This is a genomic window from Nocardia sp. NPDC127526 (assembly GCF_042672265.1).
Taxonomy (GTDB): domain Bacteria; phylum Actinomycetota; class Actinomycetes; order Mycobacteriales; family Mycobacteriaceae; genus Nocardia.
Window position 1 is genome coordinate 22,801 of sequence record NZ_JBHXVO010000041.1, and the last position, 19,045, is coordinate 41,845.

The following is a 19,045-nucleotide window of genomic DNA, read 5'->3' on the forward strand; positions in this document are numbered from 1 at the left end:
GCGCTACCGACCGGGCGGGCGGCGACGCTGCTCGAGGGTCGCGAACCCCGCACACTCCGGGCATTCGGCGATGATCGGGTGCCGGCACTCGGTGAGGTGTTCGAGAAACCGATCGGTCGCGCGCAGCAGCGCGAGGCGCTCCTGCACTTCCGCGCGCTTGTCCGCGATGAGCGCCAGCCGGTCCGCACGCGCGCCGGCGCCGAGCCGGCGGATCTGCTCCAGCGACAATCCGGTGCGCTGCAGGATGCGGATGAGCCGCGCTCGATGCAGGGTCTGCTCGTCGTAATGCCGATGCCCGGACGGTGTGCGCGGCGGGTGCAGCAGGCCGACGGATTCCCAGTGCCGCAGCACATGGGCCTCGATGCCGAGAACCGCCGCGGCGTCGCCGATGCGGACCGCGTCGACAGTGGTCATGGATTCACCTCTTTACTTCACGTCGACGTTAAGTATTAGCGTTCGTCCATGTCCGATCCAGTTCGTACCCCCAGCCTTGTCCAATGCTGCGTCGCGGCAACCGGTCTGATCACCGGCGCTGTGCGCCCGCGGCCCGTCGACCAGCGGTTCCTGCGCTCGATCACCGATGCGGGCCTGCCCGCGCCGCAGCGCACCGTGCGCGTGACCGCGCTGCCGCAGGCGCCGCGCGAGGTGCCGACCGCGGTGGTCGTGGAGGGCCGGTTCACGCCGCGGCGGATCACCAATTCGCTGACCTCGTTCCTGGTCGAGCATCCCGAGGCGGCGTTCATCGTCGATCCGAGCGTGTGCGAGGACGCCGAGCACCGCGCCCTCGCCGAACTGCCGTCGGTGCTGCGGGCGGTGGTGCGCCCGCCGGCGAGCACCATCCCCACCATCACCGCGCTCGCGCAGGTGCCCGGGCTGCCAGCGCCGCAGTTCGCGCTGCCCACCCACGCGCATTGGGATCACGTGTGCGGGCTGCTCGATATGCCCGGGTTGCCGGTACACCTGCATCGCGTCGAACGCGACTGGGTCATGTCCGGTCCGGTCGCGCCCGTGGGCGGGGTGCGGTCCTCGCTGCGCGATCGCCCGGTCGTGGAATACGACCTCGACGGACCGCCGGTGCTCACCTTCACCCGCAGCCACGACCTGTTCGGGGACGGCAGCGTGGTGCTGGTCGACCTGTCCGGCCACACGCCCGGCAGCATCGGCGTGCTCGCCCACACCGAGCACGGCTGGGTGCTGCTGGCCGGTGATTCCGCCTGGCACACACTGCAAATCGACACTGTGCGCCAGAAGTCCAGCTTCCCGGGCACTTTCGTCGATACCGACCGGGACCTGGCGTTCAAGACCTTGCACCGGCTGCATCTGGCGCGGCATCTCGCCACGGTTGTCCCCACCCATGACCACGAAGCGACCAGTCGCCTCGCGAGCACTCGGCCGGAGCGCTTCGACGCCGTACCGTGAACATATGGAGATCACCGTTCGCCCGGCCGCGAGATCCGATATCCCCGATCTGGGGCGCGTGCTGGGCATCGCCTTCACCGACGATCCGATCATGAGCTGGTTCATTCCCGATGCGACGGTGCGCCCGCAGCGCGCGGCCCTCTTCTTCGACACCCTCACCCGCCATCAGTTCCTCGACCACGGCGGGGTGGAGGTGGCACTCGACGACAACGGGGTCATGGTCGGCGCGGCGGTGTGGGCGCCGCCGGGGCACTGGCACACCTCCAAGCTGACCACGCTGCGCTGCCTGCCGGGGTTGGCGCGCGCCTTCCGGTCGCGGCTGCCGTTGGGTGCGGCCATGTCCGATCGGATGGCGGAGGCGCATCCACGGGAACCGCACTGGTATCTGGCGTTCATCGGCACGCTGCCGGCGGCGCGGGGTCGCGGATACGGTCAGGCGCTGATCAATTCGCGGCTGGATCGCTGCGATGCCGAGGGCGCGCCCGCCTATCTGGAATCCAGCAAGCCCGACAATGTGCCGTACTACGAGCGGTTCGGGTTCGTGAAGACCGGTGAGCTCGACGCCACCAAGGGCGGGCCGCTGATCTGGCCGATGTGGCGGGCGCCGCGCACGGCCGAATAACCTGCGGCAGGTCCGGTGTTCGGGCGCGGCGGCGGGTCAGGTGCGCGGCGTCAAGCGCCACAGCGAGGTCACCTCGGCGGCGCGCGCGGTGTGCAGGGGATCGGTCGTGTCGCGGGCGCGGGGGTGGCGGGGGTTGGTGCCGGTCTTGTCCAGGACCTCCAGACCCGCCTCGGCGATGAGGGCGGGGACGTCGTCGGCGCCGCGCAGGCCCAGGCGCTCGGCCAGATCCGACAGCAGCAGCCAGCCTTCTCCCCGGGGTTCGAGATGCTCGGCCAGCCCGGCGAGGAAGCCGCGCAGCATGACGCTGTTCTGGTCGTACACACCGGTTTCCACCGCGGAGGTCGGGCGGGTCGGCAGCCAGGGCGGGTTGCAGACGACGAGATCGGCGCGGCCGGGCGGGTAGAGCGCCGGGCCGGTGACGCGGATCCGGTCGGTCAGCCCCAGGCGGCGGATATTGTCGCGGGCGCAGATCAGCGCGCGGGGGTTGTTGTCGGTGCCGACAATGCGGTCCACGCCGCGCCCGGCCAGCACGGCGGCGAGCACACCGGTGCCGGTGCCCAGGTCGAATGCGGTGCGCGGCAGCGGATCCGGCAGTTCCGCCTGCGCGACCAGGTCCACGTACTCGCCGCGCACCGGGGAGAACACCCCGTAGTGCGGGTGGATGCGCGCACCCAGTGCGGGCACTTCCACACCGCGGGTGCGCCATTCGTGCGCGCCGATCAGGCCCAGCAGTTCGGTGAGCGCGACGACCCGCGAATCCTGGGGCGGCCCATAGGCTTCCGTGCACGCCTGCCGGACGGCGGGTGCGCGGCGCAGCGCCAGGGCATGATCGCGGTCCAGTTCCACCAGCACCCGGCCCAGGACCAGGGCGCGATGCCTGCGGGCGCGGCGGTGCAGGTGGAAGCACTCGGCGGGATCGGATCCGTTCGGCCGTGGCTTGCGATCGATGCGGCGGCCCATGGCGTTCAACAGGTTCCGCGCATTGTGGTAGTCGCCGCGCCACAGCAGTCCGGTGCCTTCGCAGGCCAGTTTGTAGGCGGTGTCAGCGGTCATCCGATCGTCGGCGACGACAATGCGTTTGGGTGGTGCGCTGTCGTTCTCGGAATGCCAGCGAGCGCATCGGGTGGAATCGTCTTCGGCCCACGAAATCACGGACATAGCAGAGGGTCGTACCCAGCCTTTCACGCGCGGATGCGTTCGAGTCTGGCACGACCCTCCGATGCGGCCAATCGATTTACCGGCGGGCACTCACTGCTTGCGGGCGAGCCCGCCGACGATCAGCTTGGTCCACTGCTCCACATTCGGCCGCGGTTCGGTGTCGGGCCGCCAGTCCGCGCATGGCACCAGGCCGGGTTCGAGCAGCTCCAGATCACCGAAGTAGGACCGGATCTCCTCGTGATTGCGCCAGGTGCCGCGGCCGAACGCCTCCAGGATCTTGCGTTCGGTCTCCTGTGCCTCGCGGTCGCTGCCCTTCTGGAAGTGGGCGATGTAGAACAGGCTGCCGGGCGCGGCCAGATCCGACCAGTAGCGCACGACACTCGCCGGGTCCTCGTCGTCGTTCACGAAGCTGAGCGTCACCGCAAACAGGATGCCGACCGGTTCGTCGAAGTTGATGAGCCGCTGCACATCCGGATGCTTGTGAATGCTGGCGGGATCGCGCACATCCGCCTCCAGCAGCACGATGTTCTCGTCGACCGCCAGCAGTGCGCGGCCGTGCGCGGCCACGAACGGATCGTCATCGATGTACACGATGCGGGCGTCGGGCTGCTCGGCCCGCACCACCTCGTGCACATTGACCGCGGCCGGCAGCCCGCAGCCCATATCGATGACTTGACGGATACCCTCGGAGGCCATGGCCCGCGCTGCGCGAAGCACGGCCTCGCGGTTCGTAATGGCGAGCAGCTCCGAACCCGGCAGGTCACCGGTGAAATAGTCACCGAGATCCTTGTCCACGCCGTAGTTGTCGCGCCCGCCGAGAACGTAGCTGTAGACACGGGCCACACTCGGCCGTGACTGCCGCGCTCGCATGGCGTTGATATTCAAATCATCACACCCCTTTACCCTCCGTGCACCGGTGGTCAGTGATCGCACGGGCGGCCCGCCAGCCAATAGGACCGCGATCGGAAGATCATTCCAGATCGGACCCGTGCGGGAGGCGCCTTTCGATAGATGACGATACCCGCTCACATCCAGCAATATGTAGGACTCGAAGCCACCCGCGATGACATATCTGAGCGCGAGTCATTCGTTACGGGTCATGCAAAATGAGTGTGCGGCACGGGAATTCTGCGATGAATCACCGCTTTGTCCGTTAAATCCCGAAAGTACGAACCTGCTGATCAACCGGCCGGATGGCCCGTCTACCTTCCTGATCAATCAGCGCGGCGGCTCCGGCGCCGGCTGCGCGTCGCGGCGGGCGAGCAGTTCGTCCAGTTGCCGCTCCGCGCGCTCGGCGCGAGCCAGCGTTTGCGTGCGCGCATCGTCGAGCGCCGCGAGGCGATCAGCAGCCTCCTTTCGCGTAGTCTCCAGCGCCGCAGCCGATTCCGTTCGCACCCGTCCGATATCCGCCGCGGCCTGCCGCCGCGCCTCACCGAGCTCGTCCCGCACACTCTCGAGCTCCCCGCGCACCCGAGTCAGCTCATCCCGCGTCTCGACGACCACCTGATTGCGTTCGGCCACCGCGGCTTCGGCCCGCTCGATGGCCCGCTCCGCATCGGCCGCCCGCTGCACGGCCAGATCCCGTTCGGCACTCGCCGCGGTAATCCGCTGCGTGGTCTCCCGCCGCACCTGCTCGACCTCGGTCGCCGCCTTCGACCGCGCCAGCTCGATCTCCTCCCGCGCCTGCTCCCGAGCCCGCTCCACCTCCTCGGCGACTTCCCGCCGAACACCCCGAATCTCGGCCTCCGCCTCCGCCCGCGCCGCGAACACATCATCGGCGGCCTGCTTGGTCACCCGCTCCACCTCCCGCAACGCGTCATCCCGCGCCCCCAACGCCTCCGCAATCCGCGCCTCCGCGGCCTCGGCGGCCGACGCCGCATCCTCCGCCGCCGATTCCGCCGCCGCCCGCGCCTCCTCGGCATCCCGCCGCGCCTGCTCGGCCGCCACGGTGGCAACCTCCGCCTCCGCAATCCGCCGCGCAGCCTCCGCCTGCACGGCCTGCACCTGCGCCTCGGCCACCGCCGGATCGGCCAACGTAGCCAATTCCGCCACAGCCGCATGCAATGTCGTCCCCAACTGCTCGGCCAGTCCCCGAAACTGCCCGAGCAACTCATCGGCCCGCAACCGCGCCACCGTCACCGGACCCTGTTGCGTCACAGTGACGTTCACCGCCGGGGCCTCACCCTCCCCTTGCTGCCGCCGCTGCCGCTCCCGCCACGCCCTCCACCGCGTGTGATCCGGATGATCGCAGTACTCCGAAGGCCGCCCCGGCCCCCCACCACGCGTAATCGGCTTCGTACACCCCGGGTAATTGCAAATAGTCGTCGACACCCGCAAATCGTAGCGTTGGTTTCGTCATTCCCAACGGAACAACACGAAACGAAACCCAAACCGCCCCAAATCAATCCCCGCCACTCTGACCCCCGATAAGTGAACCTTATCGGAGGTCAGTCTCTCCGGCCTCCCTCACTTGACGTGCCAAACAATACGTTTCGTTTGGTTGCTGCCAACGCAACGGAACCACAACGAATCCCCTGAAAAACTGTGCCCGCTGGCACGCTCGTACCTAAAGTGGCGGATTCTCAACCAGTCTGGCGAGGATGGGGTGCGTGCGGGAGGCCGATGAGGGATTGACCGAGGACGTCGGGCAGTTCAATGCGACCTACGTGACGATTGCTGGTGTCGAGCGGCGGGTTCCCTTGGCGCGGCTTCCGGACGTTGTTCCCCAGCTAGGCAGGCCGGTGCGGTCGTTTCCTTCCTATCGAGGTCAGCGCAGCTTTCCGGGGTGGTATTGGTCCGCGACGCTCGGGCGGCGCATCGGATTCGAATCGTGGGTCGAGCGAGACCAACTGGTCGCATTGGACTTCGATCCGGCGGTTGTCGGTATCGTGTCGCAATCCTTCTGACTGTCATGGATGGATGAGAACCGCAAACAGCGAGCGACATGTTGTGGTCGCGTTGCCGTTTCTCCTGAGCGCGGAGGATTTTGAACTGATCGGCGCCGGGCCGTCGCCCGCGCTGGCACCGCAGAGCTTGCTCGATACGTAGGCAGGACCCAAGACTTCGCCAACGACGCCTGCGCCCCGCGGGTGAATTTGAGGCAGCTCCCAACACGGCCGCGGAAGCTGCCACTTGGCTTGAGAAGAATCCGTCGGCGCCTGAATCGACTCGGCTGGCTGATCACAGGTCAGACGCTCGCAGATTTCTCACTCAACACGGAGTTGGCGAGAAGCCTCAAGATACGCCGATCGTTTCGGCGAGCGACGGTCAGTTCGCTGTCGAGCCGACACATGTGCGCTGACACCTGCGAGTTGCGGTGAACGGCCGTCGAGAAGACATCGATCCCGCTACGATCTCCGATCGATACAGGGGGCGCCAGCGCCTCAGCTTTTCCGATTCGGAAGGCCGGTGGCCGAAATGACCGTTATCCAAAATCCTGGTGCCGTCAAGACTGTTTCGCGGCCATCGCTATCGATGCTATTGACCCTGAGTCGAGTGCCGACCGGGTTGGTGCTGGTGATCATGGTTCTTACCGGTCGCGGTCTGGCGGGTGCTGTCACGCTGACGGTCTTCGTCGCCGTCGACGTGATCGATGGCATCGCCGCGCGCCTGTTGGGACAAGAGGACCCCCAACGGCGCGGCATGGACAGCATCATTGATCGCACAACCATTGCGGTGGTGCTGATGTGTGCGGCACTCCAGACCACGGCGATGTTTGTACCAGCCCTGGTTGTCACGGCAACCGGCATCGTGGCATATCCTGCCGCCGCGAGAAATTACAACGATCTGGGTGTCGTCCTGAAGGCTCCTGCCTGGCATCGGGTTTGGTCTACAACGCTGTTCCTCTCGGGCCTCGTGTGGTTCGCCGCGCAACCGGTCGCCGCGGTGGCAATTGCGTGCTGCGGTGCGATTCTGCAGGCAATCTGCACCGCGGAGATGGTGTACAAGCACCGGCGCATCACTCGACAATCCGAGGAGTGAAACGCGGCCATGAGCAGTGGTACGGGAGACAAGTTCTCGCCCCGGCGGCGAACCGGAATCCTGATCGTGGTCGCCGATTTCTTCGTGGTGGCGACTGTTGTCGGCTGCGAGTGGCCGATCTTCCTCCACGTGGGTCCCTGGACCTTTCCAGTCTTTGTTGTCACCACTGGAATCGCTATCCAACTAATACGAATGGTGCTGCTGCTCTTCATGACCGGCACTGTGCGGGAACTGAGGCATTTTCTCGATCTGGCAATGCAGGGCGAAGATGACAAAGCGTCGGCTTCGGCGGCTCGTCAGGCGACCCCGCCGTCGACCGGTTGGATCAACAGCCTGGCCGGTTACCTCGATGACCACACCGGCGTGTGGTACTCCCTGCTCGGCCTCGGATTCCTCGCGCAGGCTCTGATCGTCGCCGGGTCCGGAGGAATGAACCGCTCACCGTTCACAGGCATCCTAGTGGCCACCTTCGTCCTCGGTCAGTTCCGGGCAGGCAACCATCGAGCAATCTGGGCTTTATTCCTCACTGGCTTTGGAGTCTCCATCGCCACATCGGCGCTGTATCTGGCACTGATCAATGTCGATCAGACCAGATACAACCTGGCAACGGATTTTGCCTGGCCGCTGCGGCCGATCCCGTTGTTCCTCGTCGCGGGCATGAGTACCTACGTCGCCGCCAGCCAGAAGCGTGATGACCAACCTTGGTGGGCTCCACTGCGAAGGTTCTGGATACGACTTCGAATCCGGAAGTGGTGGAAGCGGCGCGGCGCCTAGCGGCGTCGCGCGCACCGTCTGCGAACGAAATCGCAGGGTGCAACCGCACCCTGAATTGATATTGATATCGGCAGGTCCTCAATCCACCTCACATAGCCACTGCAGGACTTCGCCCGCCTGCTGGTCGGGAACGAAGATCGTGTGGAAGGCGACCCAAATGGTCCAGCGTTCGGAACCACGAACCCAGGCCCGCCAATGCCGATCGCCCTCGCCTGATCGACAAGAAGGGCGGATACCATCAGCAGAAACCGCCACTTAGGTTGAGAGGTCCCCACTGACGGCCGCCCAATCGCGAATGGCGGACCGCAGGTCAGACGCTCGCGCTCCGCCAGATTGGCTAAGAACTCACACGGAACTCCGCCCCTCGCCAGCCCCGAGGGTGCGCGGCGGGGCATATGGCTTAGCGTCTTGTTATGACCGGGTCGCCGACATCCTCTGCACCGCTTGATCCGCACTACACGCTGCCCAACGAATGGGACTTCGCTGACGAACGCCTCGCATTGTTGGGCGCGGCCTATGACCCGGAGAGCATCGCGCTTGCACGGCGATTGGGTGTGGCTGCGGGATGGCGGTGTCTGGAGGCGGGGAGCCGGCGGCGGGTCGTTCGCGCGGTGGTTGTGCGGGGTCGCATTGCCGGGTGGGCGGGTGCTCGCGGTGGACGCTGATCCACGCCATCTGGCGGATCTGCCCGAGCGGGGCGGCGAAGTCGCCCGGATGGACCTCGTGGCCGACGAACTGCCCGAGGGCGCATTCGATTTCGTTCACACGCGATTCGTGCTGCTGCACATTGCCCGGCGAGACATGGTGCTGGAGCGGCTGTCCCGGGCTCTGGCGCCGGGCGGCGTTCTCTTGCTCGAGGAAGGCGACGGCCTCGGCGTCCTCGATGCAATGCCGGGCGCCTTCGGCGAGGTTTGGCGAGCCTTCGCGCGTTCGACCGAGACCGCGGGCGCGGACCAGGCGTGGGCGCGCACCTTACCCGCGCGGCTGGAGGCGCTCGGCCTCGTCGATGTCCGAGTGAATGCGGAGATCCCCGTGTTTCGCGGCGGCTCGCCCATGGCGCGCATGTGGAACCTCACCTGGGCGCAGGCCCACGACAGCCTGGTAGCGCACGGGGTCTCCCCCGAGGTCATCGCCGCCGCCCGGGCCGAGCTGGACGACGGGCAGCAATGGTTCTACGCCCCGCCCACGATCCGAGCCTGGGCCCGAGCGCACTCCGGCTAGCCGGCAGGAGATACAGTGCGCTGGACCGGCCCGACAGATTCGGAAGCGAGGGATTCGAGATGTCCGATGCCGAACCGGTGAGTTGGAAACACCTCCGGACGCGGACGCCCAGTGATGGCGACCGGGATGCGCTGCGGGCGGAGTTGGTCGAGCGGGCCGTCGCGGTCCGGGAAAAGGGCTGGGAGGCCTACCGCTCGGAGTGGTCCACCGGGGAGCTGGCCGGCGTCGCGTATCTGCTCGCTGATGCCGCGATGCTGGAGGAGCTCGAGGAGCACGAGGGGTCGGTGCTGACCCGGTTCGCCGGCGAGCTGTACGGGTTCAACGGGGCGCGCAAGGATATCGCGGCGGGGTTGGTGGGGACGCAGGCGTGGTTCGAGACCGCGCGCACGGCATTGGCTGCGCGCGGCGGCGCTGACCGCTAGCGGGTCGGCGTCACGCAATAGGGCGGGTCAATAGACAGGCCGAGTGCCTCGTCGATCTCGCGGATGGCGGCGGCGCGCTGATTCTCCACGGGCACAACAGTATCGGCCACGCGGCACCGATCCTCGTGAACTGATACATTCGTGCCATTCCCTGGGCGTCGGTGCACGCCTACAGTGAATGAGGTGAGCGCAGAGCAGCCGGTCGCGGTAGTGCGGGAGGGGCGCGGCCCGGATGTCGTGCTCGTGCACGGCGGGGCGAGCCCGCGGACCACGTGGGCCGGGCTGGAGTCGTTGCGGGGGCGGTGGCGGCTGGCGTCGATGTATCGGCGAGGATATGCGCCGAGTCCGCCGCCGGTGGGCGCGGGGCAGGATTTCGAGGTCGACGCCGCGGACCTCGCGACGGTGCTGGGCGAGGATCGGCCGCATGTGGTCGCGCATTCGTATGGGACGCTCGGCACGCTGATCGCGGCGGGCCGGCGCCCGGAATCCGTTCGCTCGCTGACGATTATCGAACCGCCGCTGTACTTCGTGGCGGCGGACGATCCGCAGGTGCTGCGGCTGCGGGAGCTGGGCGATGCCATGCTCACCCGCGGGCTCGCCGCGGACGAGGCGGGGCTGCGCGAGTTTCTGGCGGTGGCGGGCGCGCCGGTGCCGGAGGGACAGCCCATTCCCGCCGGAACGGTGGCGGCGGTGCGACGCGCACACGGCGGGCGGCTGCCCGGGGAGGCCCGGCCCGCATTGGAGGTGATCCGCGAGTACGGGGTGCCGGTGCTGATCGCCTCGGGCGGGCACACCCCGGCTGTGGAGCGCATCTGCGATGCGCTGGCAAAAGTGCTGGACGCGGAACGTGTCGTCGCGCCCGGTGCGGGCCATTTCGTCGCGGCCGCACCGGGTTTCGCCGAACAGTTGGAGCGATTCCTCGCATCGGCGTGATGCGGGGGCGGCCGGGGCGGTCGAAGGAGTTGGACGGGCGCGCGGGCGGTTAGGTTGGAAGCATGCGGCAGGAGCTTTACCCGACGCTCGACTATGCGGACTTTCCGAGTGTCGTCATCCCGTTGGATTCGACTGCGGGAATCATCACCCATGTTCATCCGCAGCACCAACTGACCTGGGCGCCCGACGGCGTGCTCACCACCGAGGTCGGCGAGTGCCGGTGGGTGGTGCAGCGGGCCCGGGCATTGTGGGTTCCCGGTGGGACGCCGCATTCGCTGGTGCCCGCGGCGTCGTGTGAGATGGTGTCGCTGTATTTCGAGCCGGACCAGTGCCCCTTGGAATGGCGGGAGCCGACCGTCGTCGACGCGTCCGGGTTGATGGGACCGCTGTTGACGTATTTGGCCGGTCTACCCGACGAGTCGAGCGACCGGCGCACGCGCGGGAATGCGGTCCTGTGGGATCTCATGGCGCCGATGCCGGTGACGATGATTCCGGTGGTGTTGCCGACCGATCCGGGTGCGCGGCGGGTTGCGTTGGCGCTCAAGCAGAATCCGGCGGATGGACGGAGTCTGGATGCGTGGGCCAGGGAGCTTTCGGTCTCGAGTCGTACGCTCTCGCGGCGATTCCGGTCGGAGACGGGTACGAGTTTCGAACGGTGGCGCGCGCTCGAGCGATTGAATGCGGCGTTGCCGTTACTGGCTGCGGGGCAGCCGATTTCACGAGTGGCGCGGACCGTCGGTTACACCACGGCCAGTTCGTTCATTACGGCGTTCCGGCGCGAAATCGGTACCACCCCCGCGGTGTTCTCCGGCGGGAGTGGTTCCGAGCTCGGCAGTGCTATCGGGCAGTAGGCATCCGTGCGCCGACGGCGAAGAGGACCGCGGCGACGACGGTGGCCGTGAGGCCGATGGCCGTACCCAGCGTGAACAGCGCGTTCAAGCCCTCGACCGATGCCGCGTGGGCGGTATCGGCCAATTGTGGAGTCGCCGAGGCGAATTCCGCGGGTACCGCGGCGGCCAGGTCGTCACCGGCTCCGGCGGCGACACCGTCCAGGAATCGAGTGCGCAGCTCGGGCGGCACAGTGACGTTGCGGGCGGACTCGAGCGCGTCCAGCCCGTCCCCCGCCGTGGTGCGCGCACTGTGGCTGAACATCGCTCCGAGGCCGGCGACACCCATCGCCATACCGACCTGTCGCAGTGTGCCGAATGTCGCGCTGGCCATCCCCGCGTTCTCCTGCGAGGCGAAGGTCAGCGCCGCCGCCTGGCTGACGGTGGTGATGGCACCCAGCCCGATGCCGCCGATGATCATGCCCGGCACGAAATGCGTCCAGGAGTCGGAACTTTCGACATTGCCCAGCAGCCACATTCCGAGTGCGACCAGACCCATGGTGACGGGCATGGACACCGCGGTCGGAATCCGTTTGGCCAGTATGGCCGCCAAGGGCGCGGCGATCAGAGCGGACACGCTGATCGGCACCAGGCGCAGGCCCATCTGCAGCGGGCTGAAACCCATGCTGTTGATCAAGAAGACCGCCAGATAATTGGACGCGGCCATGAGCGTCGCCATATGCGCGACCGCCACCACCGCGACCCCGGCGAATCCCGGCTTCCGCACCATCGATACATCGAACAGCGGCTGCGTGGCGCGCAATTGCCACAGCGGGAACAGCATCAGCAGCACCAGCGCGGCGGTGGCGAGCGCCACGGTGGTCGACGAGGTCCAGCCCAGTGAATTGCCACGCGTCAGCGCCAGCACCCCCGCCACCAAACCGCCCGACAGCAGCACCGACCCGAGCCAATCCGTGCGCCGATCGGTACTGCGCGCCGTCTCCGGCATCCGTATCAGCGCCAAGCCGAAGATCACCACTCCGATCGGCACATTGATCGTGAAGATCGATCGCCACCCGAACGCGGTCACCAACGCACCACCGAGCACCGGCCCGGCCACGGTCGCCCCGGCCATCACCGCCCCGTACACGCCGATCGCCCGCGCCCTGGCCTCGGCCGCCGGGTACGCCGCCGCGAGCAACGGGAGCGCGGTCGCGAAAAGCATTGCCGCCCCGACGCCTTGAACGGCTCGCAGCGCATTGAGCTGCACGATCGTCCCCGACAGCACCAAGGCCAGCGAGGCCCCGGTGAAAACCGCCATCCCACCGAGGAATACGCGCTTTCGCCCATATCGATCCCCCGCCGTGGCAAGTGTCAGCAGCAACCCCGCCAACGGCAGCGCATAGGCGTCGATCACCCACTGCAGTCCGTCGATCGACGAGTCGAAGTCGTCGCGAATATCCGCCAGCGCCGCCGACACCACCGTGGCGTCGAGCATCAACATGAAGATCGCCGTACACACCATGAACAGCACCAGCCCGGCGCGACCGGACCGAGCGCCGACTTGTCGCCCGGATTCCTCGAGCACACCGCCGGCAGCAGTCGTAACCATGAAAACCCCTGATCCTGATGGGGCGCGCGGCCAACCCGGGCCGCCACGTCCCCGCGTTTCGATTGACGCACCTCGCCGGCCAAGGTGCATCGCCCACGCTAGTGACGTCTCACCCGTGTCCGAAAGACAGAATCAGGACAGGCAATTTCGCATATCCGACAAGCTTGTCTCCAGCACGATGGGCCGCGACGGCCCCCGCGACCGGACCCGTGCGCCGCCTACCTATTCGGCAGGGTCGAAGGCGGCGGGGTAGTTGTCGCGGCGAAAGCGGTGCAGGGCATCGAGTTTCTGGTCGAGGGTGGCGTCGGGGCCGTAGTAGTGGACCCAGGGTTTGGTGACCATATGGGTGATGCCCGCGGCCTCGGCTTCGAGGTAGCGGTCGGTGCCCCAGGCATCGGTCAGGGGCGCCAGGATGGAGAAGGTGTCGAGGGGCAGTCCGTGGTCGGCGCGGTGGCGGCGGAGGGTGGTGGCGACCTGGATGGCCTCCCGGATGGTCATACGGTCGCCGATCCAGCCGTCGTAGCGAGCGGCGCGACGCAGGGCGAGATCGGTCAGGCCGCCGAACATGACGGGAATGGGCGGTGGGGTGGGGGTCATTTCGAGGCGAGGCGTTTTGTAGTAGCGGCCGGTGAATTCGGTCCAGCCCGGGGACCACAGTTCGCGCATGAGGTCGACCATTTCCTCGGTGCGCTTGCCGCGGCCGTCGAATTCGGCGTTGAGGAGTTCGAATTCTTCGGCGCACCAACCCGCACCGAGACCCAGTTCCACGCGGCCGCCGGCCAGGACCGCGGCGGTGGCCACGGCCTTGGCCACGGTGTACGGATCACGCAGGGCGGCAACATAAACGGTGGTGACGAAGCGCAGGCGGCGGGTGCAGGCGGCCAGCGCGCCGATCAGCACCCACGGGTCGGGCCAGTCGGTGAATGGGGTCCAGCGGCGCCGGCCGTCCTCGGAGTAGGGGTAGGGCGTGGCCAGGGTTTCGAAATTGACCACGTGATCGGGGATGCCGAGCCCGGCGTAGCCGAGTTCGTCGGCGGCCCTGGCGATCTCGACGATTTCGGGGATCTCGACCAGGGCCAGGCTGATGTAGAACTTCATCACCATCGGACCGGCAGTTTCGTCAGCCCGCCGGTGAAGATCTCCTCGCGTTCGGACAGCGCGGCCGGGTCGACGGCGAGGGTCATGGTGGGGAACCGGGAGACGAGCTGGCCGAAGGCGACCTGCAATTCGATGCGGGCCAGGGGTGCGCCGATGCAGTAGCGGGCGCCGTAGCCGAACAGGAAGTGCGCGGCCTCCTGCCGGGAGATGTCGATGGCGTCCGGATCGGTGAACACCGTCGCGTCGTGATTGGCCGAGGCGATGCCGAGCAGCACCAACTCCCCCGCCGACACCTGGGCGCCGCCGATCTCCAGATCGTCGCGCGCATAGCGCGGCATGCTGCTGGCATTGCAGGCGCGCAGCAGTTCCTCGGTGGCGGTGGTGACCAGATTCGGGTTCTCGTGCAGTTTCCGCCACTGATCCGGATTCTCCAGCAGCATCAGCACACCCGCGCCGATCTGGACCGCGGAGGTTTCGTGCCCGGCGAACAGCAGCACCATGGCATGCATGGCGATCTCGTCATCGGTGACGTCGTCGACCGCGCACAGCCGCGACACCACATCGTCGCCGGGAGCGCGCCGCTTGGTCTGCACCAGCTTCATGCAGTAGGCGTACAGGCCCGCGTAGCCCTGCTCCACCGTGGCGCGATCGCGCACATGCCCCACCTGCTCGACCCATTCGCGGAATTCGTCGCGCTCCTGGTAGGGCACGCCGAGCAGCTCGCAGATGACCAGCAGCGGCAGGGGCAGTGACAGCGCCGCTTGCAGGTCGGCCGGAGATCCCTGTTCCGCCATGGCATCCAGCAGTTCGGTCGTGATCTGCTCGACGCGCGGCCGCAGCTCGCGCATCCGCTTCGGCGAGAAATGCGGTTGCAGCAGCGACCGCATGCGGGCGTGATCGGCGAGCTCGGTGTCGAAATTGCCGATCGGGCCGCCGGAGAAGGCCGCCTGCCCGAGGCGCGGCGCGGTCTCGGGGGTGCGGTGCGAGCGGCCCAGCCGCGGCTCGGTGAACAACTCGCGCACCTGGTGGTAGCCGGTGACCAGCCAGGCGTCGTCGCCGGTGGGCGTGGTGACCTTGGTGACCGACGGCACCCGGGCGCCGGTGACGGGGCAGGTGGCGATCGGGTATGGATTCTGCATGACGAGCTCCTCTTACTCACCGGGCGCGGCCTGCGCCGCGGCGATGCCGGTGTCGACGGTTTCGAGAATCGAGAGCCATTGCCCGACAATGGCGTTCACGCGGTCGGCACCCAGGCCGCCGGCCGGGGAATGCGCCGAGTAGTGCACCCGCCGCACCCCGTCCTGCCGGTAGCCGCCGAGCAGAATGGCCAGATCGAACTTGTCCAGCCGGGCCATATCGCGCGAGCGCGAATCCGGCACGTATCCCCCGAGCTCGCCGACGAAATTGAAGTAGAACTTGGGGTTGCCGAAGGTCAGGAACCGCTCGGACAGCTCCGGGTGATACCACCGCAGCAGCATGAAATCCTCGGGCGATTCCGGGAATTCGGTCATGGCGTGCCGCATGCGGGCGGCATGGCTGCCCGCTGCGGCCGACAGCAGCCACGGATAGTCGTCCGACAGCCAGCCGACCGTGCGGCCGAGATCGGTGCCGGGGCGCAATCGGGCGTAGCGGCCGTGCTTCTGCACCTGGATCGGGCGCGGAACGCCGAGCACATCCTCGATGGCCAAGCCGAGGGCGACCAGCATGACGCGGGTGTAGGTGGCGTCGAAGGCGGCGGGCAGTTCCTCGAACAGCCGCTGCGCGAGGGGGCCTTCGATCACCGCGTCGAGATACACCGGATCCGGGGTGGCGGGCCGGGCGGTCCGGGACGGCTCGGGATCGCTGGTGGCGAGCCAATAGTCGAGCTCGCCGGCGCGGGTGGTGGCGTACTGCGTCAGGAACGCCGCCCAGTCCGACGCGGTGGTGCTCTCGGGTTCGAGCGCGATGTCCGCCCCGGATTCCCATTGGCTCACATAGGCGGCCATATCACCCCACAGGATCCACAGCGCCACCGCATCGCAGGCCACGTGATGCACGGTGAGCAGCAGGATGTTGCCGTGCGCCGGGCGGGTGAACAAGGCCGCGGTCACCACCCGCCCCGCCGCCAAGTCCAGGCGGCCCTCGTTCACCTTGGTCTGTGTCGCGATGAGCGCACCGACGTCCGCATCGGCGACCGCGCTGCTGTCGACGGTGCGCAAATCGATTCGGGCGTCGTCGATTTCGCCTCCGGACGGCGGCAGGATCTCCCAGGCCGCGGCCGGGCCGTAGGTGTAGCGGCTGCGCAAGGTCTCGTGGTTGTCCAGGAGCGCGTTGATCATGGCGCGCGCCTGGTCCGGTCCCATGGCGTTCGGGACCGGGAAGGGCATGGTGATGTCGAAGGCCGCGGGGTTGGTGTCCCATTGCAGGAATCGTCTGGCGGCGGCGGGCAGGTGGCCCGCGCGGGGTGTGGTCATCGCTGATGCTTTCTCAGGGCTCGATGGTCAGAACGGCGTGGTGTTGAAGGGCCGCAGCGGGGTGACGAAGGCGCGATCCAGCGCCGCGACCGCGCCCGCGGTGAGTTCCTCGACGCGTCCGGCGCGCTGCAATTCGCCGAGGGTGTGCGCGCCGAAATAGGCGGTGGTCAGTTCGAGCGGGCCGATCCGGACGTCCGGGTGCGCCCCGGCCGGGGCGGGTTCCCAGTGCCCGCCGCCGCCGGCGATGCGCAGGCCGAAGTCGCCCGCGCTCATCCCCCACGGGTCCGCGACCTGCACCACGCCGTCGAAATCGGCCGCGAACGCCCGGATCCCGATCGCCTTGGGCAGGTTGATGATCCACCCCCATACGCCCGCGTCGACGCCGGTGACCGCGGCGGTGCGCGGATCCTCGAGCAGCAGCGGGGTGGGATCGTCGGGCGCGGTGTCCATGCGGATCTCGGTGTATTCGCCGTGCCCGAGCAGGCAGCGCAGCAGTTCCCGCTGCGCGCCGACGGTGAGCGCGCAGAAATCACGCACCACGACGGTGTCGCCGACGAGGTCGTAGATGACATAGCCGTCGGGGTGCACGATGAGGAAGTCGTCCGCATCGTAGGCGCTGGGCCAGTAGAACTCGCTGCGCGCGAGCGCGCCGGGGGTGATGCGCTGCCAGCGGGCGTAGATCCGCCGCACCTCGCTCAGCGCCTCCGGCAGCCCCACCTCACGCACCGACGACGAATCGGGTTCCGCCACGCGCAGTTTCGAACGCCGTCGATCGATGGCCAGGTGCCGGGTGTGGGTCGTGACGCCGAGATAGGGGTAGTTGCCGCCGGGCCCGGGCATGGCCGCGAAGAAGTCCGCCCCGGTTTCGGTGGCGATGGCCATGAGCTCGGCCTGCACCTTGGCGTAGATGCCGCGCTTCTGATGGGTGGTCGCCACCATGCCCTGCGCGCACGCCGCCGCCTCGAGTTGCGCGCCGCCGGGCACGGTGACGGTGGTGCGGATGATGGCGGCGGTGCCGACCAGCCGCGGTGCGTGCGGTTCGGTGACGTCCTCCACCACCGCGATGTCCGCGAGCCGGAACTGCTGCTTCCAGGCGTGGAAATCCTTGGTCCGCACCCCGCCGAAGGCGCGCGCGTACCGGTCGCGCAGGGCAGCCCAATCGGATTCGACGGCGCGGCGGGTGCGGATGCCGTCGATGGTGCGGCTCTCCCAGTCCGCCATCAGTTCCGAGGTCATGCGAGGGTTCCTTCCGCGAGGAGGTCTGCGGCGTGGGCGCGCACCTTGTCCAGGGCCGTGAGCAGGTCCTCGATATCGGTGCGCTCGCCGAGCAGCACGCTGTGGTGGACGAGCAGGGTGTGGGCGCGGTAGTGGTCGGCGCCGGGATACCGTCGCCCGGTGGCGCGCTCGGCGGCCCGGCTCCAGTTCTGGGCGAAGCGGGGTTTGGTGTGCGGGCGCAGTAGGGCGCTGCGGTGCAGGGGATCTCGTGGCGGATACACCCGCGTCCCCAGTTCCGCGGTGAGCGCGGCGGCGACCTGTTCGATCGGCGCGGCACCGAAAGTGCCCGGCCGGAACCGGATTCCGTACTCGTAGACGGCGCGGCGGTCCACCGGTGCGGGCACCGGCACCGGTGCCAGGCCCGGGATGCCGGCCAGGCCCGCCTCGAGCTCCTTGGCGCGGGTCTCGCGCCGGGCGTGCTGATCGTCGAGGCGTTGCAGCTGGTCCAGCAGCACGGCGGCGGTCAGTTCCGACATGCAGTAGTTGGCGCCCATGACCGCGCCGGTCTCGACGAGTTCGTACTCTCCCGCGGCGGGTTCGTGGCGGGTGTAGCCGCGCGAGTCCGCGCGCAGCATGAGCATGCGCTCGTAGAGTTCGCGGCTGTCGGTGACGGCCGCGCCCGCTTCACCGCCGGCCAGGGTCTTGGCGGCGCCCAGGCTGAAGACGCCGATCTCGCCGAAGGTGCCGACCGTGCGGCCCGCCCAGCGGGAGCCGTGCGCCTGCGAGCAGTCCTCGATCAATGCCAGGCCGGAAGCCCCGGTAACAGTGCGGATCTCGTCCAGTCGCACGGTCGTGCAGGCCAGATGCACCGCGATGACGGCCTTCGTGCGCGCCGAGAGCGCTGTGCGGATGTGTTCTGCGGTGAGACAACCGGTTTCGGGATCGACATCGACCAGGATCGGTATCGCACCCACCCGCAGCACCGCCGAAGCGGGCGCGACCCAGGTCATGGCGGGCACGATCACCTCGTCGCCGGGCCCGATGCCGAGCGCCTCCAGCGCGATGACCAGGGCCCCGGATCCGTGATCCACGCTCACGCCGTGCGCCGCGCCGGTATAGCGGGCGAAGGCCTCGCCGAAGAGCCGCTCCCGCGATTTGCCGCCGCGCGGGCTGTACCAGCTCACCGACCAGCGTTGCGAGCGCAGTGCGGCGAGCAGTTCGGCCTCGGTGCGCTCGTCGTATTGCGGCCAGGCCGGCCAGGCGCGGCCCGCGCGCACCGGTGTCCCACCGTGAATCGCCAGCATGATCGG

At 68.1% G+C, this 19,045-nt stretch carries 19 protein-coding genes; 9 read left to right on the forward strand and 10 right to left on the reverse strand.

Going from position 1 to position 19,045, the window contains the following annotated elements:
- Positions 1 to 3: 3 nt before the first annotated feature.
- On the reverse strand, positions 4 to 414 hold the full coding sequence (locus tag ACFVIV_RS36140; protein WP_379204344.1) for a MerR family transcriptional regulator: 411 nt from the start codon (positions 412 to 414) through the stop codon (positions 4 to 6).
- 48 nt (positions 415 to 462) lie between these two features.
- Between ACFVIV_RS36140 and ACFVIV_RS36145 the strand changes: the two genes are divergently transcribed.
- Both ACFVIV_RS36145 and ACFVIV_RS36150 read left to right on the forward strand, forming a co-directional pair.
- Complete coding sequence (locus ACFVIV_RS36145) at positions 463 to 1,419, forward strand: MBL fold metallo-hydrolase (RefSeq protein ID WP_379204346.1); 957 nt, start codon at positions 463 to 465, stop codon at positions 1,417 to 1,419.
- A gap of 4 nt (positions 1,420 to 1,423) precedes the next feature.
- The gene (locus ACFVIV_RS36150; protein WP_379204348.1) at positions 1,424 to 2,041 is read left to right on the forward strand and encodes a GNAT family N-acetyltransferase; all 618 of its coding nucleotides are present in this window, start codon (positions 1,424 to 1,426) and stop codon (positions 2,039 to 2,041) included.
- Positions 2,042 to 2,077: 36 nt separating this feature from the next.
- On the opposite strand, the gene ACFVIV_RS36155 is transcribed toward ACFVIV_RS36150, so the two are convergent.
- The 3 genes from ACFVIV_RS36155 to ACFVIV_RS36165 all read right to left on the reverse strand — a co-directional run bounded on the left by ACFVIV_RS36155 (position 2,078) and on the right by ACFVIV_RS36165 (position 5,368).
- Positions 2,078 to 3,199, reverse strand: a complete 1,122-nt coding sequence (locus ACFVIV_RS36155) for a methyltransferase (protein ID WP_379204350.1) — start codon at positions 3,197 to 3,199, stop codon at positions 2,078 to 2,080.
- Between the two features lie 90 nt (positions 3,200 to 3,289).
- Positions 3,290 to 4,069: an SAM-dependent methyltransferase gene (locus ACFVIV_RS36160; RefSeq protein ID WP_379204352.1), complete on the reverse strand. Its 780-nt coding sequence runs from the start codon at positions 4,067 to 4,069 to the stop codon at positions 3,290 to 3,292.
- Between the two features lie 348 nt (positions 4,070 to 4,417).
- Complete coding sequence (locus ACFVIV_RS36165) at positions 4,418 to 5,368, reverse strand: hypothetical protein (RefSeq protein ID WP_379204354.1); 951 nt, start codon at positions 5,366 to 5,368, stop codon at positions 4,418 to 4,420.
- A 440-nt stretch (positions 5,369 to 5,808) separates the two neighbouring features.
- On the opposite strand from ACFVIV_RS36165, the gene ACFVIV_RS36170 reads away from it, so the two are divergent.
- From ACFVIV_RS36170 to ACFVIV_RS36200, 7 genes are all read left to right on the forward strand, one after another.
- Positions 5,809 to 6,105: a hypothetical protein gene (locus tag ACFVIV_RS36170; protein WP_379204356.1), complete on the forward strand. Its 297-nt coding sequence runs from the start codon at positions 5,809 to 5,811 to the stop codon at positions 6,103 to 6,105.
- A gap of 511 nt (positions 6,106 to 6,616) precedes the next feature.
- Entirely contained in the window at positions 6,617 to 7,180 is a 564-nt protein-coding gene (locus ACFVIV_RS36175; protein ID WP_379204396.1) for a CDP-alcohol phosphatidyltransferase family protein, read from the forward strand.
- Positions 7,181 to 7,189: 9 nt separating this feature from the next.
- Positions 7,190 to 7,954 (forward strand): hypothetical protein, encoded by a 765-nt coding sequence (locus ACFVIV_RS36180; protein ID WP_379204357.1) that lies wholly within the window; start codon positions 7,190 to 7,192, stop codon positions 7,952 to 7,954.
- A gap of 516 nt (positions 7,955 to 8,470) precedes the next feature.
- Positions 8,471 to 9,175: a class I SAM-dependent methyltransferase gene (locus ACFVIV_RS36185; protein WP_379204358.1), complete on the forward strand. Its 705-nt coding sequence runs from the start codon at positions 8,471 to 8,473 to the stop codon at positions 9,173 to 9,175.
- A gap of 59 nt (positions 9,176 to 9,234) precedes the next feature.
- On the forward strand, positions 9,235 to 9,597 hold the full coding sequence (locus ACFVIV_RS36190; protein WP_379204360.1) for a hypothetical protein: 363 nt from the start codon (positions 9,235 to 9,237) through the stop codon (positions 9,595 to 9,597).
- A 183-nt stretch (positions 9,598 to 9,780) separates the two neighbouring features.
- On the forward strand, positions 9,781 to 10,530 hold the full coding sequence (locus ACFVIV_RS36195) for an alpha/beta fold hydrolase (protein ID WP_379204361.1): 750 nt from the start codon (positions 9,781 to 9,783) through the stop codon (positions 10,528 to 10,530).
- 62 nt (positions 10,531 to 10,592) lie between these two features.
- Positions 10,593 to 11,381 carry an AraC family transcriptional regulator gene (locus ACFVIV_RS36200; RefSeq protein WP_379204363.1) on the forward strand — a complete coding sequence of 263 codons (789 nt, stop codon included), beginning with the start codon at positions 10,593 to 10,595 and terminating at the stop codon, positions 11,379 to 11,381.
- Here the strand turns inward: ACFVIV_RS36200 and ACFVIV_RS36205 are convergent.
- The 6 genes from ACFVIV_RS36205 to ACFVIV_RS36230 all read right to left on the reverse strand — a co-directional run bounded on the left by ACFVIV_RS36205 (position 11,368) and on the right by ACFVIV_RS36230 (position 19,039).
- Positions 11,368 to 12,969, reverse strand: coding sequence for an MFS transporter (locus tag ACFVIV_RS36205; protein ID WP_379204364.1), 1,602 nt, complete (start codon positions 12,967 to 12,969; stop codon positions 11,368 to 11,370). The two genes, ACFVIV_RS36200 and ACFVIV_RS36205, sit on opposite strands and share 14 nt — an antisense overlap.
- Before the next feature lie 222 nt (positions 12,970 to 13,191).
- Positions 13,192 to 14,067 carry a TIGR03619 family F420-dependent LLM class oxidoreductase gene (locus ACFVIV_RS36210; protein ID WP_379204398.1) on the reverse strand — a complete coding sequence of 292 codons (876 nt, stop codon included), beginning with the start codon at positions 14,065 to 14,067 and terminating at the stop codon, positions 13,192 to 13,194.
- Entirely contained in the window at positions 14,067 to 15,206 is a 1,140-nt protein-coding gene (locus tag ACFVIV_RS36215) for a cytochrome P450 (RefSeq protein WP_379204366.1), read from the reverse strand. The genes ACFVIV_RS36210 and ACFVIV_RS36215 overlap by 1 nt, the downstream gene beginning before the upstream one ends.
- Positions 15,207 to 15,218: 12 nt before the next feature.
- Positions 15,219 to 16,520: a condensation domain-containing protein gene (locus ACFVIV_RS36220; RefSeq protein ID WP_379204368.1), complete on the reverse strand. Its 1,302-nt coding sequence runs from the start codon at positions 16,518 to 16,520 to the stop codon at positions 15,219 to 15,221.
- A gap of 27 nt (positions 16,521 to 16,547) precedes the next feature.
- Positions 16,548 to 17,756 carry a GNAT family N-acetyltransferase gene (locus tag ACFVIV_RS36225; RefSeq protein ID WP_379204370.1) on the reverse strand — a complete coding sequence of 403 codons (1,209 nt, stop codon included), beginning with the start codon at positions 17,754 to 17,756 and terminating at the stop codon, positions 16,548 to 16,550.
- Complete coding sequence (locus tag ACFVIV_RS36230) at positions 17,753 to 19,039, reverse strand: DegT/DnrJ/EryC1/StrS family aminotransferase (RefSeq protein WP_379204371.1); 1,287 nt, start codon at positions 19,037 to 19,039, stop codon at positions 17,753 to 17,755. Before ACFVIV_RS36230 ends, ACFVIV_RS36225 begins: the two co-directional genes overlap by 4 nt.
- Between the last annotated feature and the right edge of the window lie 6 nt (positions 19,040 to 19,045).

Bases quoted from the DNA above. Each gene is read 5' to 3' on its own strand.
- ACFVIV_RS36140 (WP_379204344.1), bottom strand. From the start codon at position 414: ATGACCACTGTCGACGCGGTCCGCATCGGCGACGCCGCGGCGGTTCTC.
- ACFVIV_RS36145 (WP_379204346.1), top strand. From the start codon at position 463: ATGTCCGATCCAGTTCGTACCCCCAGCCTTGTCCAATGCTGCGTCGCG.
- ACFVIV_RS36150 (WP_379204348.1), top strand. From the start codon at position 1,424: ATGGAGATCACCGTTCGCCCGGCCGCGAGATCCGATATCCCCGATCTG.
- ACFVIV_RS36155 (WP_379204350.1), bottom strand. From the start codon at position 3,199: ATGTCCGTGATTTCGTGGGCCGAAGACGATTCCACCCGATGCGCTCGC.
- ACFVIV_RS36160 (WP_379204352.1), bottom strand. From the start codon at position 4,069: ATGCGAGCGCGGCAGTCACGGCCGAGTGTGGCCCGTGTCTACAGCTAC.
- ACFVIV_RS36175 (WP_379204396.1), top strand. From the start codon at position 6,617: ATGACCGTTATCCAAAATCCTGGTGCCGTCAAGACTGTTTCGCGGCCA.
- ACFVIV_RS36180 (WP_379204357.1), top strand. From the start codon at position 7,190: ATGAGCAGTGGTACGGGAGACAAGTTCTCGCCCCGGCGGCGAACCGGA.
- ACFVIV_RS36185 (WP_379204358.1), top strand. From the start codon at position 8,471: ATGACCCGGAGAGCATCGCGCTTGCACGGCGATTGGGTGTGGCTGCGG.
- ACFVIV_RS36190 (WP_379204360.1), top strand. From the start codon at position 9,235: ATGTCCGATGCCGAACCGGTGAGTTGGAAACACCTCCGGACGCGGACG.
- ACFVIV_RS36200 (WP_379204363.1), top strand. From the start codon at position 10,593: ATGCGGCAGGAGCTTTACCCGACGCTCGACTATGCGGACTTTCCGAGT.
- ACFVIV_RS36205 (WP_379204364.1), bottom strand. From the start codon at position 12,969: ATGGTTACGACTGCTGCCGGCGGTGTGCTCGAGGAATCCGGGCGACAA.
- ACFVIV_RS36210 (WP_379204398.1), bottom strand. From the start codon at position 14,067: ATGAAGTTCTACATCAGCCTGGCCCTGGTCGAGATCCCCGAAATCGTC.
- ACFVIV_RS36215 (WP_379204366.1), bottom strand. From the start codon at position 15,206: ATGCAGAATCCATACCCGATCGCCACCTGCCCCGTCACCGGCGCCCGG.
- ACFVIV_RS36220 (WP_379204368.1), bottom strand. From the start codon at position 16,520: ATGACCACACCCCGCGCGGGCCACCTGCCCGCCGCCGCCAGACGATTC.
- ACFVIV_RS36225 (WP_379204370.1), bottom strand. From the start codon at position 17,756: ATGACCTCGGAACTGATGGCGGACTGGGAGAGCCGCACCATCGACGGC.
- ACFVIV_RS36230 (WP_379204371.1), bottom strand. From the start codon at position 19,039: ATGCTGGCGATTCACGGTGGGACACCGGTGCGCGCGGGCCGCGCCTGG.